Annotated in this window: 15 protein-coding genes; 8 read left to right on the top strand and 7 right to left on the bottom strand. The window is 60.8% G+C overall.

Annotated features, from left to right (window positions below; translation table 11 throughout):
* Positions 1-30 precede the first annotated feature (30 nt).
* The 3 genes from VLA07_RS05895 to VLA07_RS05885 are packed head-to-tail and all read left to right on the top strand — an operon-like array spanning position 31 to position 4,195.
* Positions 31-984, top strand: coding sequence for a cytochrome-c peroxidase (locus tag VLA07_RS05895; protein ID WP_333988596.1), 954 nt, complete (start codon positions 31-33; stop codon positions 982-984).
* Positions 981-2,795 carry a DAHL domain-containing protein gene (locus VLA07_RS05890; RefSeq protein ID WP_333988595.1) on the top strand — a complete coding sequence of 605 codons (1,815 nt, stop codon included), beginning with the start codon at positions 981-983 and terminating at the stop codon, positions 2,793-2,795. Before VLA07_RS05895 ends, VLA07_RS05890 begins: the two co-directional genes overlap by 4 nt.
* The gene (locus tag VLA07_RS05885; RefSeq protein ID WP_183783970.1) at positions 2,792-4,195 is read left to right on the top strand and encodes an ATP-binding protein; all 1,404 of its coding nucleotides are present in this window, start codon (positions 2,792-2,794) and stop codon (positions 4,193-4,195) included. The genes VLA07_RS05890 and VLA07_RS05885 overlap by 4 nt, the downstream gene beginning before the upstream one ends.
* Positions 4,196-4,201: 6 nt before the next feature.
* On the opposite strand, the gene VLA07_RS05880 is transcribed toward VLA07_RS05885, so the two are convergent.
* Entirely contained in the window at positions 4,202-5,527 is a 1,326-nt protein-coding gene (locus VLA07_RS05880; protein WP_097086084.1) for an APC family permease, read from the bottom strand.
* A gap of 246 nt (positions 5,528-5,773) precedes the next feature.
* Positions 5,774-6,595, bottom strand: coding sequence for a carbon-nitrogen hydrolase family protein (locus VLA07_RS05875; RefSeq protein WP_333988594.1), 822 nt, complete (start codon positions 6,593-6,595; stop codon positions 5,774-5,776).
* A gap of 125 nt (positions 6,596-6,720) precedes the next feature.
* On the opposite strand from VLA07_RS05875, the gene VLA07_RS05870 reads away from it, so the two are divergent.
* Both VLA07_RS05870 and VLA07_RS05865 read left to right on the top strand, forming a co-directional pair.
* Positions 6,721-7,521 carry a helix-turn-helix transcriptional regulator gene (locus VLA07_RS05870; protein WP_027612094.1) on the top strand — a complete coding sequence of 267 codons (801 nt, stop codon included), beginning with the start codon at positions 6,721-6,723 and terminating at the stop codon, positions 7,519-7,521.
* Positions 7,522-7,762: 241 nt separating this feature from the next.
* Positions 7,763-9,382: an FMN-binding glutamate synthase family protein gene (locus VLA07_RS05865; protein ID WP_333988593.1), complete on the top strand. Its 1,620-nt coding sequence runs from the start codon at positions 7,763-7,765 to the stop codon at positions 9,380-9,382.
* A gap of 6 nt (positions 9,383-9,388) precedes the next feature.
* Here the strand turns inward: VLA07_RS05865 and VLA07_RS05860 are convergent, their stop codons facing one another.
* The gene (locus tag VLA07_RS05860; protein ID WP_333988592.1) at positions 9,389-10,876 is read right to left on the bottom strand and encodes a glucosyltransferase domain-containing protein; all 1,488 of its coding nucleotides are present in this window, start codon (positions 10,874-10,876) and stop codon (positions 9,389-9,391) included.
* Between the two features lie 164 nt (positions 10,877-11,040).
* Positions 11,041-12,459, bottom strand: coding sequence for an amino acid permease (locus VLA07_RS05855; protein ID WP_027612097.1), 1,419 nt, complete (start codon positions 12,457-12,459; stop codon positions 11,041-11,043).
* Positions 12,460-13,083: 624 nt separating this feature from the next.
* Here VLA07_RS05855 and VLA07_RS05850 point away from each other — a divergent pair.
* The 3 genes from VLA07_RS05850 (at position 13,084) to VLA07_RS05840 (ending at position 21,802) form a co-directional block, all read left to right on the top strand.
* Positions 13,084-13,542, top strand: a complete 459-nt coding sequence (locus VLA07_RS05850) for an REP-associated tyrosine transposase (protein WP_027612098.1) — start codon at positions 13,084-13,086, stop codon at positions 13,540-13,542.
* A 297-nt stretch (positions 13,543-13,839) separates the two neighbouring features.
* Positions 13,840-16,953 carry a transglycosylase domain-containing protein gene (locus VLA07_RS05845; RefSeq protein WP_333988591.1) on the top strand — a complete coding sequence of 1,038 codons (3,114 nt, stop codon included), beginning with the start codon at positions 13,840-13,842 and terminating at the stop codon, positions 16,951-16,953.
* 166 nt (positions 16,954-17,119) lie between these two features.
* Positions 17,120-21,802 (top strand): NEL-type E3 ubiquitin ligase domain-containing protein, encoded by a 4,683-nt coding sequence (locus VLA07_RS05840; RefSeq protein WP_333988590.1) that lies wholly within the window; start codon positions 17,120-17,122, stop codon positions 21,800-21,802.
* A 48-nt stretch (positions 21,803-21,850) separates the two neighbouring features.
* Here VLA07_RS05840 and VLA07_RS05835 read toward each other — a convergent pair whose 3' ends face one another.
* Genes VLA07_RS05835 through VLA07_RS05825 form a run of 3 tightly spaced genes read right to left on the bottom strand, consistent with a single transcriptional unit; the run spans position 21,851 to position 24,418 of the window.
* Positions 21,851-22,342, bottom strand: coding sequence for a CS1 type fimbrial major subunit (locus tag VLA07_RS05835; RefSeq protein ID WP_333988589.1), 492 nt, complete (start codon positions 22,340-22,342; stop codon positions 21,851-21,853).
* A 1-nt stretch (position 22,343) separates the two neighbouring features.
* Positions 22,344-23,102, bottom strand: coding sequence for a molecular chaperone (locus tag VLA07_RS05830; RefSeq protein ID WP_333988588.1), 759 nt, complete (start codon positions 23,100-23,102; stop codon positions 22,344-22,346).
* A gap of 59 nt (positions 23,103-23,161) precedes the next feature.
* Entirely contained in the window at positions 23,162-24,418 is a 1,257-nt protein-coding gene (locus VLA07_RS05825) for a hypothetical protein (protein WP_333988587.1), read from the bottom strand.
* Positions 24,419-24,445 lie beyond the last annotated feature (27 nt).

Here is a 24,445-nt window from a genome sequence, read left to right as displayed (position 1 = left end):
ACCGGCGTTGAGTCAAGGAGACGATTGCCGATGAACCTGTTCCGTCACGCCATGGCGCTGCTGCTGTGCGGACTCTGCGCCGGGGCCAGTGCCGACCCGCTGGACGAGCCGCTCAAACCGTTGCCCGCCGTGCCACAGCAGGACGCCCGGCGCGTGGAACTGGGACGTCGCTTGTTCCACGATCCTCGGTTATCGATCAACAACACGCTGTCCTGCGCCAGCTGCCACCAACTGGACAAGAACGGCGCCGACAGCCGGGCGCTCTCGCTGGGATTCGACGGCAAACCGGTGGCGGTCAACACGCCGACCGTGTTCAACGCCAGCCTCAACTTCCGCCAGTTCTGGGATGGCCGCGTCGAGACGCTGGAAGAACAGAGCAATGTCGTCATCACCAGCCCCCATGAAATGGGCAGCGACTGGAGCACGGTCGTCGAGCGGATCGCCAACGACGCCGATTACCGCCGCGATTTCGCCGCCACCTACCCGGACGGCGTGACCAAGACCAACATCCAGCAGGCGCTGGCCAGTTTCGAACGTACCTTGCTGACCCCCGACTCACGCTTCGATCAGTACCTGCTGGGCAATACCGACATCCTCACGCTGGACGAAAAATACGGTTATCAGCGCTTCAAGGAGTACGGCTGTATCGCCTGCCATCAGGGGGTGAACATCGGCGGCAACATGTTCCAGAAATTCGGCGTGTTCGGTGATTACATTGCCGATCGCGGCAACCCGACCGTGGCCGATCAGGGTCGTTTCAACGTGACCGGCGACGAAGTCGACCGGGCGGTGTTCAAGGTGCCGAGCCTGCGCAATGTCGCGATCACCGCACCGTATTTCCACGACGGCTCGGCGCCCACCCTCGAACGGGCCGTGGATGTGATGTTCCAGTATCAGTTGGGGCGCATGCCCAGCGAAGAGGACAAACGGCTGATCATGCTGTTTCTCACAACCCTGACCGGCCAACGGGAAGACAAACCATGATCAACATCTCGCGGCGACGCAGCCTGCTGTTGCTGACCCTGGTCGCCCTGGCACTGGCCTCGATCCTGCTGTTTCTGTACTTCAAGTCCAGCTCCGACCAGACCATGACGTACACCGAGTCGCGGGATCTGATCCGGCAGATCAAACAGCAGAACTCACTGTGGGAAAACGAGATCCTCAAGGCCAGGGTGGCACTGACCCACAACTACGATCCGTTGGTGTCACCGATGAACGAGATGAACCGGCTGTGGGCGCGCTTCGACGCAATCGAATCCGGTCATGGTCGCAGCGACTCGGCGCAATGGAACGAAGCTCACGAGGGTTTTCTGCAGGCGATGCAGGAGAAAACCCGTCTGGTCGAACAGTTCAAATCGCACAACGCGCTGCTGCGCAATTCCCTGGCGTTTTTGCCCACCGCCGAAGACGACATCCAAGAGCAGCTCGCCAACCTGGCGGACCTGGATAAATTACAGCTGCAGAACATCACCACCGACACCTATGACCTGCTGCTCAGCGCCTTGGAATTCGCCCAGGTCACCTCCGACGACAGGGCCGCCGACATCGAGGTCGGCCTGAACAAACTGAAGGTCAACGCCCAACGCCTTCCGCCGGCGTTTGAAGTCCCGATCAAGATCATGAGCAATCACATCAGCCTGATCGCTCGCGAGCAGCCACTGGTCAATCAGTTGCTCGAAAGCATCGAAAACATTCCCGTGGCCGAGCGCCTGGACACCCTCACCACCATGCTCGATCGCGATCAACAGCGCGTCGATCAGGTCGACCGCCAATACCACTTCTATCTGCTGCTGTTCTCGGTGCTGCTGATGTTGTCGCTGGTGTGGCTGGCCATCCGCCTGATCGGCAGTTTCGCCGAGATCAATCGGGTCAATACGGCCCTGCAAACCGCCAACGATGCACTGGAGCAACGCGTCGAGGAGCGCACCCGGGAACTCAAGAACGCCCAGAGCGAGCTGCTCGACGCTGCACGTCAGGCCGGCATGGCGGAAATCGCCACCAACGTGCTGCACAACGTCGGCAACGTGCTCAACAGCGTGAACATTTCCAGCGACCTGATCGCGCGCAAGCTGCGCAGCAGCAAGACCCAGGGCCTGGGCAAGGCGATGCAGCTGATCAACGAGCACCCGCACGACCTCGGCGCCTTTCTCAGCGAAGACGCCAAGGGCAAATTGCTCCCCGGTTATCTCAACCAGTTGGTCGGAGCCATCGCCCAGGAACAGCAGGAAATGATCGACGAATTGAACCAGATGAACAAAAGCGTCGATCACATCAAGGACATCGTCGCCACCCAGCAATCCTATGCCGGCGCCAACAGCATGACCGAGCCGCTGTTTATCAACGAGCTGCTCGAAGATGCGTTGCGCATGAACGCCGGGGCCCTGACCCGGCATCACGTCACGGTGGTCAAGGAGTACGCCGAGGTGCCGCAGGTGATGGGCGACAAACACCGTTTGCTGCTTATCCTGATCAACCTCATCAGCAATGCCAAATACGCCATGTCTGACCTCAGCAACCGCCCCCGCACCATGACCCTGGCGGTAAGAATCGTCGATGACAACTTCCTCGAAATCAGCGTCAGGGACGACGGCGAAGGCATCGCGCCGGAAAACATGACGCGGATCTTTGCCCACGGTTTCACCACCCGCAAGGAAGGTCACGGCTTCGGTCTGCACAGCTGCGCGCTGGCGGCCATCGAGATGAACGGGCACCTCACCGCGCACAGCGACGGACCGGGCAAAGGCGCGCTGTTCACATTGCAGATCCCCCTGATCAGCGTCACGGAGAACGCATGAGCGAGCTGTCGAACCGCCGCATTCTGCTGATCGACGACATGCCGTCGATTCATGAAGACTTCCGCAAGATCCTCGCGCCACCGGCAGCACAGTCAGTGGAACTGGACGAGATGGAAGCAGCACTGTTTGGCGCTCAGATTCGCGCCGAACGTCCGCCGTTCGAGCTGGACTCGGCCTATGGCGGCGAGGAAGGTCTGGGCAAACTGATGCAGGCCTTGCAGGAACAACGCCCTTACGCACTGGCCTTCGTCGACATGCGCATGCCCGATGGCTGGGACGGCGCAAAAACCATCGAGCATCTATGGCAGCAGGATCCGCTGTTGCAGGTGGTGGTGTGTACCGCCTACTCGGATTATTCCTGGGATGAACTGCTCGAACGTCTGCAGGCGCATGACCGATTACTGATCCTGAAAAAGCCGTTCGACAACATCGAAGTGCAGCAGATGGCCAACACCCTGCTGACCAAATGGCAGATGACCGAACGCGCCTCGTTGCAGATGCATCATCTGGAACATCTGGTCGATCAGCGTACCGCGCAGTTCAAGCAGGCCAGCGAAGAACTGCAGCGCGAAATAGATGAACGCAAGCAACTGGAAAGTCAGTTGGTGCAGTCGGAAAAGCTTGCTTCATTGGGGCAAATGGCGGCCGGCGTGGCCCATGAAATCAATAACCCGATCGGATTCATCTCCTCCAACCTCGGCACCCTCGACGGCTACTTCAACCAATTGTTGAGCGTACTCGATGCCTGGCAGACGCTGGGGCCCACGCCGGACAGCGAATCCGTGGCCCGGCTTGAGCAACTGCGCAAAGACGCCGATCTGGATTTTCTGCTCGAAGACATCCCGGTGTTGATCCGCGAATCCAAGGAAGGCATTGGCCGGGTCGGACAGATCGTCAAGGATCTGAAGGATTTCTCCCGGGTCGATACCCATCAGCAATGGCAGTGGGCCAATCTGCAACAAGGCATCGACTCGACGCTGAACATCGTCGCCAGCGAACTCAAGTACAAGGCCGATGTGATCAAGGAATATCAACCGTTGCCGGACATCGAGTGCCTGCCCTCGCAAATCAATCAGGTGATCATGAACCTGGTGGTCAACGCGGCGCAGGCCATGGGGCCCGAGCGCGGCACCATTACTTTGCGTACCGGGCAGCAGCAGGACACGGCCTGGGTGGAAGTCGCGGATACCGGCGCGGGAATCGCGCCGGACATCCTGCAGAAAATCTTCGATCCGTTTTTCACCACCAAACCGGTCGGTCAGGGCACCGGGCTGGGCCTGTCCCTGTCCTACGGCATCGTGAAAAAACACGGTGGCGACATTTCAGTCCGCAGCGAACCGGGCGTGGGCACAACCTTTCGCGTCGAGTTACCGATGCGCCAAAGCCGACCCGCAGCCTGAGGTGTCTCAGGTCGCTTCCTGAAAATCCATCTCCGGCGGCTGACGACGAAAGCCGCCCGTGAGCACCGCCAGATACACCACGCCAATCGCCAGCCAGCTCAGGCCCAGATACACCGCCAGGTGATCCAGGCTGACCATCAGCCACAAGTCCGCCACCAACCCGATGAACGGGAAGAGCAGAAACAGCACCAGCTCACGCGGGCCCTTTTTCTCGCCGCCGATCCAGTAATGAAAGATCACCGACAGGTTGACCAGACTGAACGCCAGGAACGCGCCGAAGTTGATGAACGAAGTGGACGTGGTCACGTCGAGTTTCAGCGCCAGCAACGCCACCACTGCACACAGCAGGATGCTGTTGACCGGTGTGCCGAAGCGCGCATGCAAGGTGCCGAAAAACGACTTGGGCAACACGCCGTCGCGGCCCATCGCAAACAGCAGGCGCGAACCGCTGGCCTGGGCCGACAATCCCGAGGCGAACTGGCCGACGATCAGGCCGATGAGGAAGATCGAGACGAACAGATCGCCGCCGATGTTGCGCGCAATTTCATAGGCCGCCGAGTCGACGCTGTCGAACTGGAATGACGGGTGGGCGATCTGCACAAAGTACGACACCCCGACGAAGATCAGCCCGCCGATCAGCGTGATCAACATGATCGCCCGTGGAATGGTGCGGCGTGGGTCGCGGGTCTCTTCGGTCAGCGTGCTGACCGCGTCGAAACCGAGGAACGAATAACAGGCGATGGCCGCGCCACTCATGATCAGCGGCATCTGCATGTCGCCATTGAAGAACGGTTTGATCGACCACAACGGCGTGCGCGCATCGCCGCCAACGTAGTGCACACACAACGCGACGAAAGCGATCAGCACCAGAAATTGCACCAGCATCAGCAAGGCGTTGATGCCGTTGGCCAGTTTCAGACCGATGATGTTGATCGCGCTGGTGATGCCGATGAACGCCAGTACCCAGATCCACTGCGGGATCGACGGGAACGCCGAAGCGAGGTACGCCGCGCCGATCAGCCAGATCGCCATCGGCAAAAACAGGTAATCGAGCAGCACCGCCCAACCGGCGATGAAGCCGAGCTTGGGGCTGATCGCCTTGCGCACGTAGCTGTAGGCGGAACCGGCGACGGGGAACGCGGCGGCCATGCGCCCGTAGCTCATGGCGGTGAAGAACATCGCCACCAGTGCTGCCAGGTACGCGGCCGGGACCATGCCGGCGGTGGATTGCGCGAGAATGCCAAAAGTGCCGAGGACAATGATCGGCGTCATGTAGGCGATGCCGAACAGCACCACCGACCCTAATGAAAGGGTGCGTTGCAAACGAGCCATGGGCGACTTACTCCGAATGTTATTGGATTTATGGCAGAGCCGAGTTCGGCGAATGTTTCGGGTGTGGCTTTGTTGTTTTTTGGATCAAGCAGGTGTGTTGTCTGGACTGGCCTCTTCGCGAGCAAGCCCGCTCCCACAGTGACCGCGCTCCCCTGTGGGAGCGAGCTTGCTCGCGCAGTGACCGCATTCCCCTGTGGGAGCGGGCTTGCTCGCGAAGGCGTCAGCCCGACCGACACAGAACCCGGATCAGCGCGCAGGAATCAGCAACTCACGCAATCCAGAAGCGTGCTCCACCACCTCCCCCGGCAGTTTCAAACGCTGATCATCCAGGTAGCGGTAATCCTTGCGCGCAATCACCAACCGGTCGAAATCCAGCTCGACGCTGAACTGCCCCTCTTCCCGCCCCGCTTCGAACAGCAATTCCCCCAACGGATCCACCAGCGCACTGCCGCCGGCAAACATCAAACCGTCATCCCCGGCCTCGACGCGGTTGACCATCAGCGCAAACGCCTGGTTTTCCTGGGCGCGGGCCATGATCGCGGTACGGTGAGTCGGGGCGTATGGGTCCATGTTGCCGTTGGTCACGATCAGCAATTCGGCACCCAGTTGCGCCAGTGCGCGGGCGGATTCGGGAAACTCGATGTCGTAGCAGATCAGCAGGCCGACGCGCACGCCGTTCCACTCGCAGGTGGCATAGCGGTCGCCGGGCTCGAACACGCCGCGATCCGAAGCCCAGAGGTGGGTCTTGCGATATTTGAGCGCGATGCCTTCCGGGGTGATCAGCAGCGTGGTGTTGTAGAAGTGCCCGTTGTCGCTTTCGGCCATGCCGATCACCACGGCGATATTGCGCTCGCGGGCGGCGGCCAGCACGGCGCGGACGGTCGGGCCATCCAGCGGCTCGGCTATCTTCGCCACGGTTTCTGCTGTCGGGAAGCCCATCAGGTGGGTTTCCGGGAATACGATCAATTGCGTGTCGGCCGCGCACGCGGCAATCGCCGCGAGGGCACGTTCGAGGTTGTATGCGGTGCCATTGTCACGGCCCGCCAGTTGGGCGAGTTCGACTTTCATGAGAATTCCTTGTGATGGGCAGCGGGCGCTGAAAGATTGCCCGGTGGCTGTCTGTGGGCCAGTATGCGCAGCAAGCAACCGGCCAGGGAATCACGCGGCCGGGGTAACCCGATAGGGGTAGATCCATGACCGTTTCGTTTGATGACATCACCTGGCACCGCGCCGTCGGGCAACTGATCGACGCGCTCGACAAGCCGAATTTCTGGGCGCAACTGGTGCGCCTGCTCGACCAGTACGTGGCGTTCGATAGTTGGGTGGTGCTGCTGTTCAGTGCCGATCAGCACCCGCAGGTGTTCGCCGAATGCCCCGGCGAGGACGGCAGTCCCGACCCGCTGTTTCAGGATTATCTGCGCGGGTTGTACCTGCTCGACCCGTTCTACATCGCCTGCCGCGAGCAGTCGCGCACCGGGCTGTACCGCCTGTCCGAGGTGGCACCGGAGCATTTCGAGCTGACCGAGTATTACCAGCGATACTTTCGTCTGAATGTGGTCGCCGACGAAATCCAGTTCAATTGCCAACTCGAAGGCGAGCGCACGCTGTGTCTGTCGCTGGGCAGTGAAAAACGTTTCACTGGCGAACAGATTGCCTTGCTGTCATTGATCCAGCCGTGGGTGCTGGGCCTGTTGCGTCAGCGTCTGCCGTACGAGATCAACCAGACCGTGGCCCTCGCTGCCGCACCTGCACCCGCTGACTGGCGGGTGCAACTGGAAGCGTCGGTGCAACAACTCAAGGGCGCGCAACTGACCGCCCGGGAGCTGGATGTCGGGCGTTTGATGCTCAGCGGTTGCTCGAGTAAAGAAATCGCCCGTAAGCTGGAAATCTCCGTAGAAACCGTGAAAGTCCATAAGAAACATATGTACAGCAAGCTGGGGATCAAATCCCAGTCGGAGCTGTTTTCGATTTTTCTCCAGGCGCAGAACGCCTGATAACGCGTGGAAATGCTTTCCTGTGTCGACAGATTCTCTGTGGTGAGGGGATTCATCCCCGATGGGCTGCGCAGCAGCCCCAAGTCTATGCATGCGGTCTTTCAGTTAAACCGCAGTGAATGGTTTTGGGGCGGCTTCGCCACCCATCGGGGATAAATCCCCTCACCACAATAAATCTCATCAACAGGCCCGCCTGCTGCCACAGGTTTGCAAACCATTGAGTCCGAACCAAGGAAACCGTATGAGCCTGTCACTCCTGAGCCGCTACGCCTTCTTTGCCGTCTGCGTGATTTTCACCCTCGCCAGCCTGCCCTTTCTCGAACACGACTGGCTGTGGCCGATCACCGCCGTCACCGGCGTGTTGAGCCTGCTCGGTCTGTTCGACCTGCTGCAAAGCCCGCACGCGGTGCGCCGCAACTACCCGATCCTGGGCAACATCCGTTATCTGGTCGAAGGCATCCGCCCGGAGATCCGCCAGTACCTGCTGGAATCCGACAGCGACGCCCTGCCCTTCTCACGTGCTCAACGCTCGCTGGTCTATTCGCGGGCGAAGAACGAAACCGCCGACAAACCCTTCGGTACGCTGATCGACGTCTATCAGTCCGGCTTTGAATTCATCGGCCACTCGATGCGCCCGGCGCCGTTGAGCGACCCGAGCAGTTTCCGCGTCACCGTCGGCGGCCCGCAGTGCACCCAGCCGTATTCGGCCTCGGTGTTCAACATCTCGGCGATGAGCTTCGGCTCGCTCAGCGCCAACGCCATCCGCGCGCTGAATCAGGGCGCCAAGCTCGGCAACTTCGCCCACGACACCGGCGAAGGCAGCATCAGCCCGTATCACCGCGAACACGGCGGCGACCTGACCTGGGAACTGGGCAGCGGCTACTTCGGCTGCCGCACCAGCGACGGCCGTTTCGACCCGGAACGCTTTGCCACCCAGGCGCAGAACCCGCAGGTGCGGATGATCGAAATCAAGATGAGCCAGGGCGCCAAACCCGGCCACGGCGGGATCCTGCCCAAGCACAAGGTCACCCAGGAAATCGCCGACACCCGCGGCATCATGATGGGCGAAGACTGCATCTCGCCGTCACGCCACAGCGCGTTTTCCACGCCAATCGAAATGATGCACTTCATCCAGCAACTGCGCGAACTGTCCGGCGGCAAACCGGTGGGCTTCAAGTTCTGCCTCGGGCATCCGTGGGAATTCATGGGCATCGCCAAGGCCATGCTGGAAACCGGCATCCTGCCGGACTTCATCGTGGTCGACGGCAAGGAAGGTGGCACCGGCGCCGCGCCCGTGGAGTTCACCGACCACATCGGCGTACCGATGCGCGAGGGTCTGCTGTTTGTGCACAACACCCTGGTCGGCCTGAATCTGCGCGACAAGATCAAACTCGGCGCCAGCGGCAAGATCGTCAGCGCCTTCGACATCGCCAGCGTGCTGGCCATCGGCGCCGACTGGGCCAACTCGGCACGCGGTTTCATGTTCGCCATCGGCTGCATCCAGTCGCAAAGCTGCCACACCAACAAATGCCCGACCGGCGTCGCCACCCAGGACGCTCTGCGCCAACGCGCCCTCGTCGTCCCGGACAAGGCTCAGCGCGTCTACAACTTCCACCGCAACACGCTCAAGGCGCTGGCAGAAATGCTCGCCGCCGCAGGCCTTGAGCATCCGTCGCAACTGTCGGCCAAGCACCTGGTGCGCCGCATGTCGGCGACCGAGATCAAACTGTTCTCGCAGTTGCATGTGTTTCTGAAACCGGGGGAATTGCTCACGGGTGAGGTGAATGGCGAGTTCTATTCGCGGATGTGGCAGATGGCGCGGGCGGACAGCTTTGAGCCGCAGGAAGTGGCGGCAGCCTGAGCCTCGTCACCAACTGAGCAGGCGGTGAGGCGGCGGCTCTTTCATGACGATGAAACCGTAATCGCCAATCAGGTAAATCCGGTAATACAGGCTGTCCACCAGCGCTGGAAACCCCTGATAGCCGACGCGGGTGGCGTTGCGCCGCTCGCGTTCGGCGACCACGTTGGTAATGCCTGCTGACGGCAGATTTTCCGCGAGCATGAAGTAGTCGACGTTGAGCAAATACTTCAGAACCGGTAGCCGTTTGAATGAACCGGTCGCACTGACCAGCCAGCGATCGGAGTAGCTCACCGAGAGATAGATCCGCTTGGCTTCACGCAACTCGCGATGGGCGGCGATGTCGTGGCTCAGGCTGTACAGCGCGCTGTTGGCGAAGGTTTTCTGCAGGCTCAGCACCCGGCCGTAGGCGAAGGACAGCGAGAGTGTCGCCAGCAGCGGAATAATCAGCAGCAAGGGCAAGCGACGGTGCGCGGATGCCAACGCAACGTGAGACAGATAGAACAACCCCAGCAACAACACGCCGAAGCCCATCAGGGTGCGCGCGCCCTCATTGAAATCACGGAACAGCAGCGTGATCCCCGGCACCAGCAAGACCAGCACTGGCAGCGTGAGCAAGCACAGCAGCAAGTCTGGCCAACGGTGCGGGCGGCACTGAACCAGTCGCACACTGCCAGCGATCGCACACAACACCAGCGCAGCGAAAACCCACGGGTAGCCGCCGTGAAACAACAGCGCAACTTTATCCAGTATCCGAGCGAAATTGATGCCGATCTGCAACAGCGGGTTGGCGTCCAGGTTCAACAGATCCGTTTTTCGCAACGTTTCCATGAATGGGTACGCCGTGGCGCTGTAGATCAGGATGCCCAGGCCCGCTTGTGCGAGTTTCCAGCCCAGCATCCGCAGAATCTCCGGCCACTGAGTTCGCCGCTGAACAGCCCTGATCAACTCGACACAACACAGCCCGAGAAACACATTGAAGCTGATCTGATAAAGACCGATTGCCAGCGCCAGCAACGCCGCCGGCACCAGCCAGCGCCGCACCCGCGATGAACCTTCGAATGTGATGGCGTAGATCGCCGCGACCATGCTCAGGGCCATGATCGGGCCGTCGTATTGATAGGACAGGTTCTGCAGCAGGAACGGGTTATACCAGAGCGGCAACGGCACCAGACAGCAGGCCAGCGTCGGTTCTGCAAAGTAGTGAAAGGTCAGGCGCGTCAGGGCCAGACTCATCGCTACGACGGCGAGCAACAGCGGCAACGGAAAGATGTTCGGCGCGGCGCCGGTGAACGTCAGCGCTTGATAAAACCAGTCGGCAAACAATCGCCCCTGCCCGGCCCAGGCATTGCCGGCGGCCAGCGTGCGCCAGTTGTCGTCGGTGTAGGGGAAGTCGGCGAGGATCAGGGGCAGGACGTACAACGCGGTAGCCAGCAGGAAGAACAGCGCGACCTGACGCTGACTGAGTTCTCGTTGGAGAAATGCGCTCGTTCTCATGTGCGCGCCCCGTTTCAATGCCGCGCGAAATGGCGAAGTGATACAGGTTTGAGCCTTGCTTCGAGGTTTTTATCGCGCTTTCAGACCGGCGGTTACAGCTTCTGAAACGCCCATAAAAAACCCCGACCAATAGGCCGGGGCTTGTTTGTTACCTTACCGTTGACTTACGAGACCGAACGCACCGCACCCTGCGTTTCACCGGTCGGCTGCAGCTTGAACACGTAGAACAACACGGTCAGCAGCACCAGGAACACCGGCCCCACATATAGCGCCACGCGGGTGTCCGGGAAGTACGCCATCAGGCCGACCACCAGCACCAGAAACGCCAGCGCGAAGTACGAGCTGACCGGGTACAACCACATCTTGTATTTCAAGCCGGCACGTTCGCTGGCGCTCAGGCCTTTGCGGAATTTCAGTTGCGCCAGCAGGATCATCACCCAGGTCCAGATCGCGCCGAAGGTGGCAATCGACGTCACCCAGACGAAGACTTTCTCCGGCACTAGGTAGTTGAGCAGCACGCCGATCAGCAGCGCGAAAATCGACAAGAGCAATGCCCGACGCGGCACGCCGTTGGAGGTCTTGGCGAAACCGGCCGGGGCCTGGCCGTTCTGCGCCAGGCTGTAGAGCATGCGCCCGGTGCTGAAGATGCCGCCGTTGCACGACGACAGCGCCGCAGTGATCACCACGAAGTTGATGATGCCGGCGGCGGTCTTGATGCCCAGACGCTCGAAGGTCATCACGAACGGGCTGCCCTGAGTGCCGATTTCGTTCCACGGGTAGATCGACAGGATCACGAACAGCGCGCCGACGTAGAACAGCAGAATGCGCCAGAACACCGAGCCGATCGCATCGGGAATGGTCTTCTGCGGGTTCTTCGCTTCACCGGCGGTGAGGCCGATCATTTCGACACCGAGGTAGGCGAACATGACCATTTGCAGGGACATCAGCACACCGGTCACGCCGTTGGGCATGAAGCCGCCGTGGGCCCACAGGTTGGAAATCCCCAGCGCCACGCCGTCGTTGCCGAAACCGAAAGCAATGATGCCGACGCCGCCGATGACCATGGCGATGATGGTGACGATCTTGATCAGGGCGAACCAGAACTCGAATTCACCGAAGGCTTTTACCGCGATGAGGTTGATCGAGCCCATGCTGATCAGCGCCGCGAGGGCCCAGATCCAGCGCGGTACATCGGGGAACCAGATGCCCATGTACACGGCGACGGCGGTGATTTCCGCGACGCAGGTCACCAGCCACAGGAACCAGTAGTTCCAGCCGGTGAGAAAGCCCGCCAGCGGGCCGAGGTAGTCCTGGGCGTAGCGGCTGAACGAACCGGCCACCGGGTTGTGCACGGCCATTTCACCGAGGGCGCGCATGATCACCAGGATCGCCAGGCCGCCGAGAATGTACGACAGCATGATCGCCGGGCCGGCCATTTCAATGGCCTTGGCCGAGCCGAGAAACAGGCCGACGCCGATACAGGCACCGAGTGCCATCAGGCGAATATGCCGTTCGCCGAGTTCGCGTTTAAGCGGGCCGCCGTGAGCGGTCTCGCCATGGGGCAGGTGATTGCCGACTGGCATAGGGATACAACCTCGTCTTGTTATTGGATATGACCACCGTGTGTCGAAGCCTCGACCGATAGGCCTCAGCTTCCCGACACCGCGCCTGCTTCGTGGGCAGACACGTCATGCAGGACCCTGCCTGCAAGATCAGCGGGGCGTGCAGTATAGAAAGCTTGTCACAGGGCTTTTCACTCTATAATCGACAACATTCAGCTAGAAGTCTCGGCAAAAAGCCGCTTTGCGGAGAGATATTACCTGATATGCGTAGGAATATTCACCACAAAAATCCCGGCGAGTATTGCACGATGATGGTGCACCGTCATGGCCCTGCTTTGGTGGTCTTGAAGATTAAACAGCTCTAAACCGGTACTCCTCAGTTCATATGGCCTATTGCGTTGAAAGCTTTCTGTGGTGAGGGGATTTATCCCCGATGGACTGCGCAGCAGGCCCAAGCTCTTAAAATGTGATCACCCTTGGTCAGGGCCGCTTCGCGCCCCATCGGGGATAAATCCCCTCGCCACACGTGACGTCAATATTCCCCGCCCCGCCTGAAAAACGAAAATTCCTACGGCATTTACAGACCCGGCTCAAGTAATCCGCCACTAGCCTTCAGGCCTTGATGACTGAACGCAGGGAGCGAACATGCCAGTCAAACCAAATTCCTACCGTCTTCGTTTAGGACGACATTCCGAAACAGACCGAGCCTATTTCGTCACTTCAGTGGTGTATGACCGCCACCCCGTATTTTCCGACTGGCGCACAGGCCGTTTATTGGTTGCAGAGTTTCGCCACGCCCATGAACAAGGCTTAGTAGAGTCCATCGCCTGGGTGGTCATGCCTGATCACTTTCATTGGTTGATGCAGTTGAAAAGCGACAATCTTGGCAAAATCGTTGGCGCGGTAAAGGCGCGCTGCACCCAAGCCGTTAACAGGAAAACCGGTCGTCGCGGTCGATTGTGGCAAACCGGCTATCACGACCGCGCCATCCGTGATGGCGAAGACTTGAAACCGTTCGCCCGTTACATCATCGCCAATCCGCTACGGGCAGGATTGGTGGAGCGGATTGGCGACTACCCGCTTTGGGACGCCTGCTGGCTCTAGGTCCATTACTGAAACTAAATCATGTCAATTCATCTGTGGCGAGGGGATTTATCCCCGATGGCCTGCGCAGCAGGCCCAAGCTCTTCAAATGCGGTCATCATTGGTGAGGGGCCGCTTCGCGCCCCATCGGGGATAAATCCCCTCACCACAGATAAATCCCCTCGCCACAGATAACCTCCACAGCCAGCGACTTCAGTTTTGTTCAGATGGCTTCCCCGCACTTTTTTTTCCCCATCACCAACCACCGTCTAAGCTTCAGTCAAGTCCGATCAATCTGCGTGAATGGATCAATCGACTATGGGCGCTTTGTGGCAAACCGATTCGAGTAAAGCCGTGGTTCCGACTGAACGTGTGGATGAAGCGCCTGTCCCCCCCAAAAAACGCCGCAGCCGGCATGGCTGGAAGGCGTTCTGGTTATTGCTGCTGATTATTGCCATCGTGGTGGGTCTGGCCGCGAGCAAGGAGATGCGTACCTCGCGTTTCCAGTCCCGGGAGCTGAGCCAGTACGCCGCCTCGCTCAAATATCAGCTGGAGCCCGGCCCCAGCGAAGCGATCCGCTATCCGGGCAACGGGCCGTTCGATCTGCGTCTGGGCTACAGCTCTCTCGATGAATTCCTGCCACGCCTGCTCAAGCGCAATTACGTGATCACCGAGCAGACGCGATTTTCACCCGCGCTGTTGAGCTACACCGACAAGGGCCTGTTCGTGCCCTATTCGGAAAAGATCCAGGCCGGGCTGTCGATCACCGATTGCCGCGCTGCGCCGTTGTATCAGTACAAGTATCCGCAGCAGCTGTATTCGAGTTTTGCGGCGATTCCGCCGGTGGTGGTCAGCAGTCTGCTGTTCATCGAAAACCGCTTTCTGCTCGACCCCAAGCAACCGTTGGCCAACCCGGCGGTGGACTGGCCGCGCTTCGGCATGGCCGCGTGGTCGCAGGTGGCGAAACTGCTGCACCTGCCGGGGCAATCGGCGGGCGGCAGCACCCTGGCGACGCAACTGGAGAAGTACCGGCATTCGCCTGATGGCCTGACGGTGTCGGGCGCCGAGAAGATCCGCCAGATGTTGTCCGCCAGCGTGCGCGCCTATCAGCCCGGCCCGGAAACCCTCGGCGCGCGCCAGAACATCATCCGCGACTACCTCAACAGCGTGCCGCTCTCCGCCGTGCCGGGGCATGGTGAAGTACACGGCATGGCCGAAGGTTTGCGGGTCTGGTACGGCAGCGATTTCAACCAGGCCAATGCGCAGCTGAACAGCCCGGCCACCGATCCGAAAATCATGGCCGACAAAGGCCTGGCCCTGCGCGAAATGCTCTCGCTGATGATCGCCCAGCGCCGCCCTTCGCATTACCTGACCAAGGGCCGCGAAGAACTCGCCGACCTTACCGACAGCCACTTGCGCCTGCTCAAACAGGGCGGCGTGATCGACAGCGCCCTGGCCGATGCCGCACTGGCGAGCAAGGTCACTTACCGCGACTGGCAGACCCAGCCGACCCTTCAGCCGATCGAAACCAACAAGGGCATCAGCGTCGCCCGCAGCCGTCTGGCGAGTATGCTCAACCGTCCGCTGTACGACCTCGATCGCCTCGACCTCTCAGCCACCAGCACCTTGCAGGGCGAGTTGCAGACCCAGGCTACCGATTACCTGAAAAAACTCGCCGACCCCACGTTTGCCGGGCAGATCGGCCTGATTGGCGAACGCCTGCTCACCCCCACCAGCACCACCCAGGTGCGCTACAGCTTCACGCTGTTCGAACTGACCCCGGACGGCTCGCGAGTACGCGTACAGACCGACAGCACCGACCAGCCGTTCGACATCAACGAGGGCAGCAAGCTGGAGCTCGGCTCGACGGCGAAGATGCGCGTGCTGACTACCTACCTGCAGATCATCTCCGAACTGCACGACAAGTACGGCGCCATGAGCGTGCCGGAACTGAAGAAGGTCGAAGTACCGGATCAGGACCGCCTCAGCCAGTGGGTGATCGATTACCTGATCCAGAACAAGGACCACGACCTGTCGAAAATGCTCGGCGCCGCGCTCGACCGCAAATATTCGGCCAGCCCCGGCGAGGCGTTTTTCACCGGTGGCGGCCTGCATGTGTTCCACAACTTTCGCAAGGAAGACAACGGCCGCCTGCCGACCCTGCGCGATGCGCTGCGCGAGTCGATCAACCTGCCATTCATTCGCCTGATGCGCGACGTGGTGCGCTACGTCACCTACTCCGGCCCCAACAGCAGCGCCGAACTGCTCAAAGACGACCGCGATCCGCGACGTCAGGAATACCTGGCCAATTTCGCTGACCGCGAAGGCACCTCGTTCCTGCTCAAGTTCTGGAAGAAATACAAGAACAAGGACACCCAGGCGCGCCTCGACACCTTCCTCGACAGCATGCGCCCGACCCCGATCCGCATGGCCGCCGTGCATCGTTATCTGCTGCCCAATGCCAGTCAGGAAGATTTCAACAGCTTCGTCCGCGCGCACCTCAAAGGCGCCAAGCTCACTGAAAAACTCACCGACGATCGCCTGATCCGGCTATACGACGCCTACGGCCCGGGCACCTACGATCTGCCGGATCAGGGCTTCATTGCCAAGGTCCATCCGCTGGATCTGTGGTTGATGGGCTATCTGCTGCACAACCCGGACGCCACCTTCAGCCAGGTGGTCAAGGCCAGCCAGTTCGAGCGTCAGGAAGTCTATAGCTGGCTGTTCAAGAGCAAGCACAAGGGTGCCCGTGACAGCCGCATCCGCACCATGCTCGAGATCGAAGCGTTCCTGGAAATCCACCAGCGCTGGCAGAAAGTCGGCTATCCGTTCGACCATCTGGTGCCGTCGCTGGCCACCGCCATCGGCAGCTCCGGCGATCGTCCTGCCGCGCTGGCCGAACTGATCGGCACCATCCTCAACGACGGCGTGCGCATGCCGACCCTGCGCATCGACAGCCTGCACTTTGCTGCAGACACCCCGTATGAAACGCGTCTGACCAACGACCCGCATGTGGGCAAACGGGTGATGCCATCGGAGGTCGCCACAGCGATGCGCGAGGCTCTTTCACAAGTGGTGGACTCGGGTACGGCGAAACGGGTGTCCGGCAGTTTCAAAACCGCCGACGGCACCCCGCTGGTGATGGGCGGCAAGACCGGCACCGGCGACAACCGCATCGAAGCGATTGGCTCCGGCGGGCGGATTCTCAGTTCGAAGTCGATCAACCGTACCGCGACCTTCGTGTTCTACATCGGCAACAACCACTTCGGCACGCTCACCGCGTTCGTCCCCGGGCGCTCGGCGGAGAACTTCAAGTTCACCTCGGCGCTGCCGGTGCAGGTGCTCAAGGGCATGGCGCCGATCCTTTCGCCATACCTGCAACCAGGCACGCACACGATGTGCCAGGCGCCCGAGGTCACCGCCGCTCGCTAAGCCACGAAAGCAGCGTGGCGTGGTGGTAACTGTGTATTTTTCGCTCCGTGTTTTTCGAAGGCTCCGCGCGCAACCCCGGCGATTTCAACCGGGTATTTGCGCTTTTTTCACCCACTGTCCTTGCCTAGGCTGATCGCTCCATTTTTTGATCAAGGACGATCCAGCAATGCCCACCCTTTCCCCGCAGGGGCAACCGCCACGCACGGCGCACCTCGTCTCACCGGATGTCAGTGTTCATTATCAGACGATCGAAAAAGCCATCCCGGCCTGGCTGCGCGCAAGCTCAGCAAAGCGGGTCAATGAATTGCAGCTGCACCGACTGAAACTGCCGGCCTGGTATCAAGAGGTATCGGACGCCGAACACCTGCGCCTGCAACAGCAGATGGAAAGTGCCTGGAAGGCGCAAAACCAAGTGGACAAGGCCTTGAGCAGCCTGCAAGACGTCTACGCCTTCGCCAAACCGTTATTACAGCAGGCGCTGCAACAGCGCTTCGGTGTCGAAGACGACGTCGAGAACACCTGGCTGCGCCTGTACGCCCCCGTCAACAGCGCGTGGTGGGCCCATGACTTTGCCGGCGCAACCACCAGCCGCACCGTCTCGCTGCTCGACGCTGCATTGCATAATTTCGCTTGGGATGAGGTGTTCAGTCCGGACTCGGAGTTCATCACCCGCCCCGATGCCAACGGCCACTTCACGGTCAGGCCGCTCAAGCACAAAGTGAGTATCGAGCAGTTCAAGTCACTGTGCCGCGAGCTGAATATCGGCGCCCGATACGAGCAGCATCTGAACGATTTTCTGCGCTCGGGCAACCGTGTGGCCCGCCAGGTTTTGCAGTACCGGGTCATCTTCAGTCAAAAAAGTACATTGAGCGTCTGTGCCCAGTTGGCTCTGGCAAAAAAGGACATTGACCGCGACGCCTACGAGGTCATCCAGGGCATGCTCGATGACCGGCGCAACCTGCGCTGGCGCGGGCGTGCGATCAACTACTACAACCTCGCCATGATGGATACGGCGCTGACCGGTATCACCCTAATCGCCCCTGACGTGGACACCGCCAACGCCCCGGTCCCGGTGATTGCCTATGTGCCCCACGACCCGGAACACCCGCTCAAACAATACCCCTCGACGCTGGACTTCATGGCAGAACTGACGCGGCAACTGCGTGACCGCGACGCTACCGGCAGCTATCAGCGGTTTTTCAGCCAGTTCGTCAACCATCAGCAGCGCGGGCATTTTTTTGCAGGGTTGAACGCCCGCCTGAGCACCGTGAAATGGCACGCCGTACCACCGGGAACCCACCTGCCCAGTTGGCGCGAAACGCCTGTGGATCACCCCGACCTGCGCTTTCGTCTGACGAAAGTCCAGGACGACCGCGATACCCGCTACACCGGCAGTCTCTGGGCTTACTTCCACCAGCAGAAGCTCAACAAGATTTTCAATGACGCCCGGGAGATCGCCATTTCCACCGAGTATGCCGACCGCATGGCCCGCTGGGCCTGGTGGGACAATCTGGGGAAAATCCTCTCGGATATCTTCAACGTGGCACTGCTGGTGGTGACCCCGCTGGTGCCGGGGCTCGGCGAATTGATGCTGGCCTACACCACGTATCAACTGCTCGACGGCGTCTTTGAAGGCATCGTCGACATGGCCGAAGGGCATTTGGCCGAAGCGGGTGAGCAAGCCATTGGCGTGCTGCAAAGCATCGTCCAGCTCGGCGCCTTCGCCGCTGGCGCCAGCCTGGGACGTGTCGCACGGGTCAAGCTGTCGTCGTTTGTCGAAGGCCTGAAACCGGTGCAGTTGGCCGATGGCCAGACCCGCCTGTGGAATCCGGATCTGGCGCCCTATCGCCTACCGGAACAGACCCTGCCGAGCCCGGCCCGCCCCGATGCGCACGGCGTTCATACGCTGGGGGACAAACACCTGTTGCGCCTGGATCAACACCTGTTCGAGGTGACCAAGGATCCGGCTTCCGGGAAACACCGCCTGCGCCATCCGCGACGTCCCCGGGCCTACGCACCGACGCTTGCGCACAACGCCGACGGGGCCTGGGTCTGTGAAACGGAAAACCCGCGTCTGTGGGACGGACCAAAACTGATGCGACGCATCGGCCATCGCACCGATGGTTTCAGCGACGCGCAACTGGAGCACATGCGCCTGCTGACCGGCACCGACGAGGACATGCTGCGCCGCATGCACGTCGACAACACCCCGCCGCCGCCATTGCTCAGCGATACGCTGGATCGACTTGGCCCAGCGCGGCCGGTGCAGCCCGACACGCCACTGTCGCCGGCGGCCAGCCAGGTGCTGGTGGATTGTCCACAGTTGACGCCGGTTCTCGCCGAACGGGTGGTGTCTCATGCCCGGCCGCTGGAACAGCAGCAAGCCACGGCGCAACGTCGTTTGCCCTTGCGTTTGCGCACGACCGCCCGCGAGGTGCAGTTTGAATTGCAGTCCGTGCGCGCCGCCCAAGGTCTGCAGCAGGAAGCCCTGAGCAATATCGACAGCGAACGGCTGATCCTCGGCGCGCTGCGGCATTACAGCGATACCTTCGGGGCGCTGCGGATTGAAATCCGTGAAGGCACGTTCGATGGCGAGTTGCGTTGCGAAGCCGGTGCCGCGGTCGCCGAGCGCGTCCGGGTGCTGGTGCGGGTCGCTGCCGATCGCTATCAAGTGCGCGATGGCGCGGACCTGCCGATCCACCCCGCCAGTGGCCTGTACGAGGCAATCCTGCAGGCGATCAATCACGATGGCCGCAGTGCCCTGGGGTATCGAACCGACGACATCGAACCGTTCAAGCAGTGGATCATCGCCAGAACCCAGGCCCCCAGCGAGCGGCGCACGCTACTCGCCAGTCCGCCGATCCGCCCGATCGCTGAATACAACACCCTGTTTCTGGTGCGCGGCCCGGGCCTGAGCCGCAATGCCGCCACGCTGGAGCAACGCATCCAGGATCTGCATCCGCATTTCAGCCCGAGCGAGGTCGAAGCGTTTGCCAATGCCCTGACCGAACGCGGCGAGCCGCTCAAGGCCATCGAGGCACATGAAGACGAACTCGATGAACTGCGGGTCATCGTCCATCGCTGGCGCTATCAGCAACCGGAGAGCTGGGGGCCGGGCAGTCAGGGGTTCCGTGACGGTGGCGGGCTGCATATCTACGAAAGTCTGCTGGACTGCTTCGAACGCAAGAACGCGCACCTGGGCAACCGTGCCGATCCGTCCGCCTATGCGCTGGATCTGTCGCGGGAACTGCTCTCCACGAATCTGGAAACCTGGTGGGCGAAACGTCCACCGCTGAAGAAGTTTCTCGACAAGGTCACGCTGCTCAATCTCGACAACGCGCGGTTTTCCCCCGACGCCAACGGCCTGCTCAAAGACTTTCCGAACGTGGTCGAGCTGAGCGCCAAATACTGCGAGCTGACGCGCTTGCCGGACCGCATCGGAACCACAATGCGCCGCCTCGAACGTCTGCGCCTGAACAACAACCACATTGTGCTGGACCGCGCCGCCGTCGAACGGCTGGGCAGCCTGACCTACCTCGAAGTGCTGAGAATGGACGACAACCCGCTGGGGCTGTCGCCTGATCTGTCACGCATGCCGCGCCTCAAAGTGGTGGCGCTGAAGAACACCGGCCTGACCACCTGGCCGGACGGCATTCTGGCCAAGCCACGGCCACGCGGTCTGCTGCTCGATCTGCGCGGCAACCCGCTGACGGTAATCCCCGACGTGCCGAGCGGTTCCGATGCGCAATGGCTGGTGGCGCGCACGCGTCTGGACGTCGCCGCCCTGTCGGACCTCAACCAGTTGCGCTACCAGGACAGCCGCCGTTCGATGGCACTGCCACCAGAGCCGATCATGCCGGTCGCCATCCCGGGCACCTCGATCATCTCCAACTATGGCGCTGACTACTGGTCCGACGTGCCGGGCTGGGGCATTGATCGCGAAACACCGTGGACAGAACTGGTGGAAGATCCCATGGCCGCACCGTTCATGGCGACGTTGCTCAGTGTGCGTGAGTTTGCCGATTTCCGTGCTGGTGGAACGGCGCGCGAGGAGTTGATGCAACGCGTCTGGCGCATGCTCGACGCCGTGCACGTCGACAGTCGCTTGCGCGAAAAACTGTTCACCATGGTGGTGGCGCCGGTGGATTGCGCCGATGCCGGTGCGCAGCTGTTCAACCACATGGGGGTGAACGTGCTGGCCTACGAGGCGCATGCCTATTCGGTCGAGCCGAAGGAACTGGAACTGAAGCTGGTGACGCTGGCCAAAGGCGCGGCGCGCCTGGAACAGGTCAACGAAATCGCCCGGGCCGATGTTGCCAGCCGTGGCGGCAACCCCGACGACGTGGAGGTTTATCTGGCCTACCAGACCGGCCTGGCCAAACGTCTCGGCTTGCCCTGGCAGTCCGAGGGCATGCTGTATCGGCCGGTGTCCGGCGTCACTGACGCGATGATCGATCAGGCCTACGACACGGTACTGGCGCTGGGAGAAGGCGATGGCCTGGTCAACCAGATGCTTGAGCTCGACTTCTGGAAAGAGTATCTGAGCGAGCGCTATCCCGTGCGCCTGGAAAGCAACAAGCGTCTGTTCCAGCACCGCTACGAAGCCCTTGAATCGCTGCGCGAGATCCAGCGCCAGTGGGTGCAATCGACCGTGGCCGAGGAACGCGCAGCCTTGCGCGAACAGCTCAAGACGTTGATGAACGATCTGCCGGCGCCGGCAACCGTGGTGTTCAATGAAGAACCGATCAGCGACGCGCTGTTCGAGCGGCTGCTGGTCGATCTGGCGGATGACGAAAAAGAGCTCGCGCGTCGCCTGACCCGTGAAGCCCTGACCCGCGCCGGGCTTTGATAACGGCGTGCCGGCCTGCCCGTTGCACATCGGGCAGGCCGGGCAACCTCAGGGTGCCGCCGCATTGAAGATCAGGTGCACGTTGCCATAGTAATTCCCCGGCTTATAGCCGCCGGCGGGCGTGATCGGCTGGATCTCCAGCGCATAACGCCCGCCGGCCCTGGCCTGCTCCGCAGAAACCACCTGACGCGGCGTCTCGTGAGTCAGCACGGTATCGGCGAAGCTGACGCGCAGATAAATGTTCTGCTCCTCGCGACCATTGGACAGAAACGCTACGTTCTCCAGGCGGGCCTCGATGGCACTGGTGTCGTGCCTGAGGTCGAAGTGTTTGCGCATTCCGCCGAGGCTCTTGGTGCTGATATTCCACGGCAGAATCTGTTCACGATGAATCCAGTCCGTTTCGGCCGGTATCACATAAAAACCCAGCGTCGGAATATCCACCGACACCTCGAACCGGTGCTCTTCGCGTGCCGCAAACGATTCTGCACTGAACAGGGTCAGAACGCCCGCGCACAGGATCATCAACGATGGCTTGATCATTTCAGGCCCCCCCTGATGATTGGCCGGCTACGCGCTGGGACTTCTTGCTGTCGCCTTCCACCAGATTGAAGCGGTATTCACGTCCGGCCTGCTTGTCGAACTCGAAACTGTTGCCTGCGCGGATGTGGTGTTTGGTGGTTGGCTCGCAGGCGGTTTCGTCTTTCAGCGCACAATTACGGAACTCGTCGATCAGCACCACGGTGTTGCCGTTATTGCGCACTCGATAGCTTGTCGGGGTGTCTTCGATCACGCTGTCGAAACGGCTGTCTTTCGGGCGCACAAAGAACACCGTACCGAAACCGGTCATGACGTTGACCCCGGCCGACAAGGTGGTTTTGTATTGCTCACGCTCCTCGGCGGACACGGCGAATTCGTCTTCCTTTTCCGGGACAACGGGGATGAACCGCACGCGGAAATAGCGCTCCCGGTCACGCTCGCCCATCATCAACAAACGCGTACCCTGCATGCCGTTGGCCGGCACGATCATCCGCGCGGGGCTGGCCATCAGGCCGTCTCGACTGCTCATGTCGGCCTGGCTCCTGACCTCGATTTCCCGCGAGGTGCCGTCGGCGTCGTAGAGGATTTCGAGGATGTTGACCTTGACGAATGCAGTGCTGTCGCCGCTGTTGAATACCCGCTTGAGGTACGTGCTCTTGTCGCCGTCGAGATAGTCGTAGACCGTCCCGACATTGATCTGCGGGCCGGCCTGCAGGGCAAAGGGCAGCCCGCTCAAAACCATCAATAACACCAGACGCTTCATCACCTTGATTCCTTGGTCGTTGAACACAATGCCGACTCGACTCATCGCTGAATGGCCCATCAGATATCCGAATCCCAGACCACAATGACAGTGCCGGAATAGCTGTCGCTCACGCCGGGCTGCAGCATGCTTTCCATCGAATGCGGCGGAACTTCGAAATGCAGGGTTCCCGGGGCTCGATCCACATAAAAACCCGGTTTGAAATACAGGGCACTCCCAACGCCGGGCTTCAACGGCATGCGCCGCACCGGCTGTCCGGCAAGATCGGTTATGCCATTGGGCATGCTGACGCTGACGTGCAGCTCGACTCGACGGTAATTATTACTGTCCTGCAATCCGCACTCGGCACCTACTCCGGGACCGCAATTGATCAGCATCTTGAAACGCGATGACGCCGAGATGTTGAAAGTCTGGTCGCGAAACAGGCTGACCGGCCGACGTCCGGCCTGCAGCCAGCTCTGCCAGCCACCGTTGGGAACCAGGCGGACTTTCTCGCCACCGGGCGGGATGTCGACCTTGAGGGTGTGCTGTACATTCAGATTGAAATTCAAGGTCAGAGACGAACTCGACGGCAACATCACATCGCCAAAATCGAAATCCGCATTCGGCCCGACGCTGTAGGTCAGCGAACCGCTGTAGTCCCCCGACGACATGCCCAGCGGATCGGGGGTGACCAGTTCATAGGCAAAATCGAGGTGTTCCAGACGCAACCACGGCACATCGAACTTCGCCTGTTTGGTACAGGCAGTGGCCGCTGGCGTTTTCCAGAAAAACGAGTATGAATCGGGGGAGTACCAACCCACACCGCTGTACTGACAGGGTTCGGGTGCATAGACCCAACTCAAGCCCCACAACAGGTTGTGGGCGCTGCGATCGTCTTCGGCGCCCTCCACCAGTTTCATCACATTCTCGGTCACATAGCGCGAACCGATACCGACGATCCGCACCTTGACGATTTTTGGCTCGCGGGTGGTCTCGTGATAGACCGTCAGCTCACGCCACTGCACGGGTACCTGAAATGTTGCCCCTTGCCGCGGCGAAGGGTGATTCGCCGCAATCGGCGCACGAGCGTTGAACTGAATCGGCACCTGCAAGCTGAAGATTTCGTGCTGCTCGCACTGCGCCGGATCGTAGGTGCAGTAACCACTGGAGGGCGTGGTGTTCTGGAACTTGTTGCGGTGCGGATAAGATGAGTCCGGCTTGAACTCGGCGGTGATCGACACCTGTTCGGCGTGAGCCGCAGATACCGTGCCGGCGACCAGCACAACAGCGGCCAGCCCGCGACGCAGGTATGTAGCCAAGGGTGAGACGTTCATGTCTGCAAATCTCCTGAAGCAGGCCGC

The sequence above is a fragment of the Pseudomonas sp. S3(2024) genome (assembly GCF_036861315.1).
GTDB classification, from domain to species: domain Bacteria; phylum Pseudomonadota; class Gammaproteobacteria; order Pseudomonadales; family Pseudomonadaceae; genus Aquipseudomonas; species Aquipseudomonas putida_A.
Note: the sequence above shows the minus strand (reverse complement) of the source record. Positions and strands in the feature narration are given on the sequence as shown.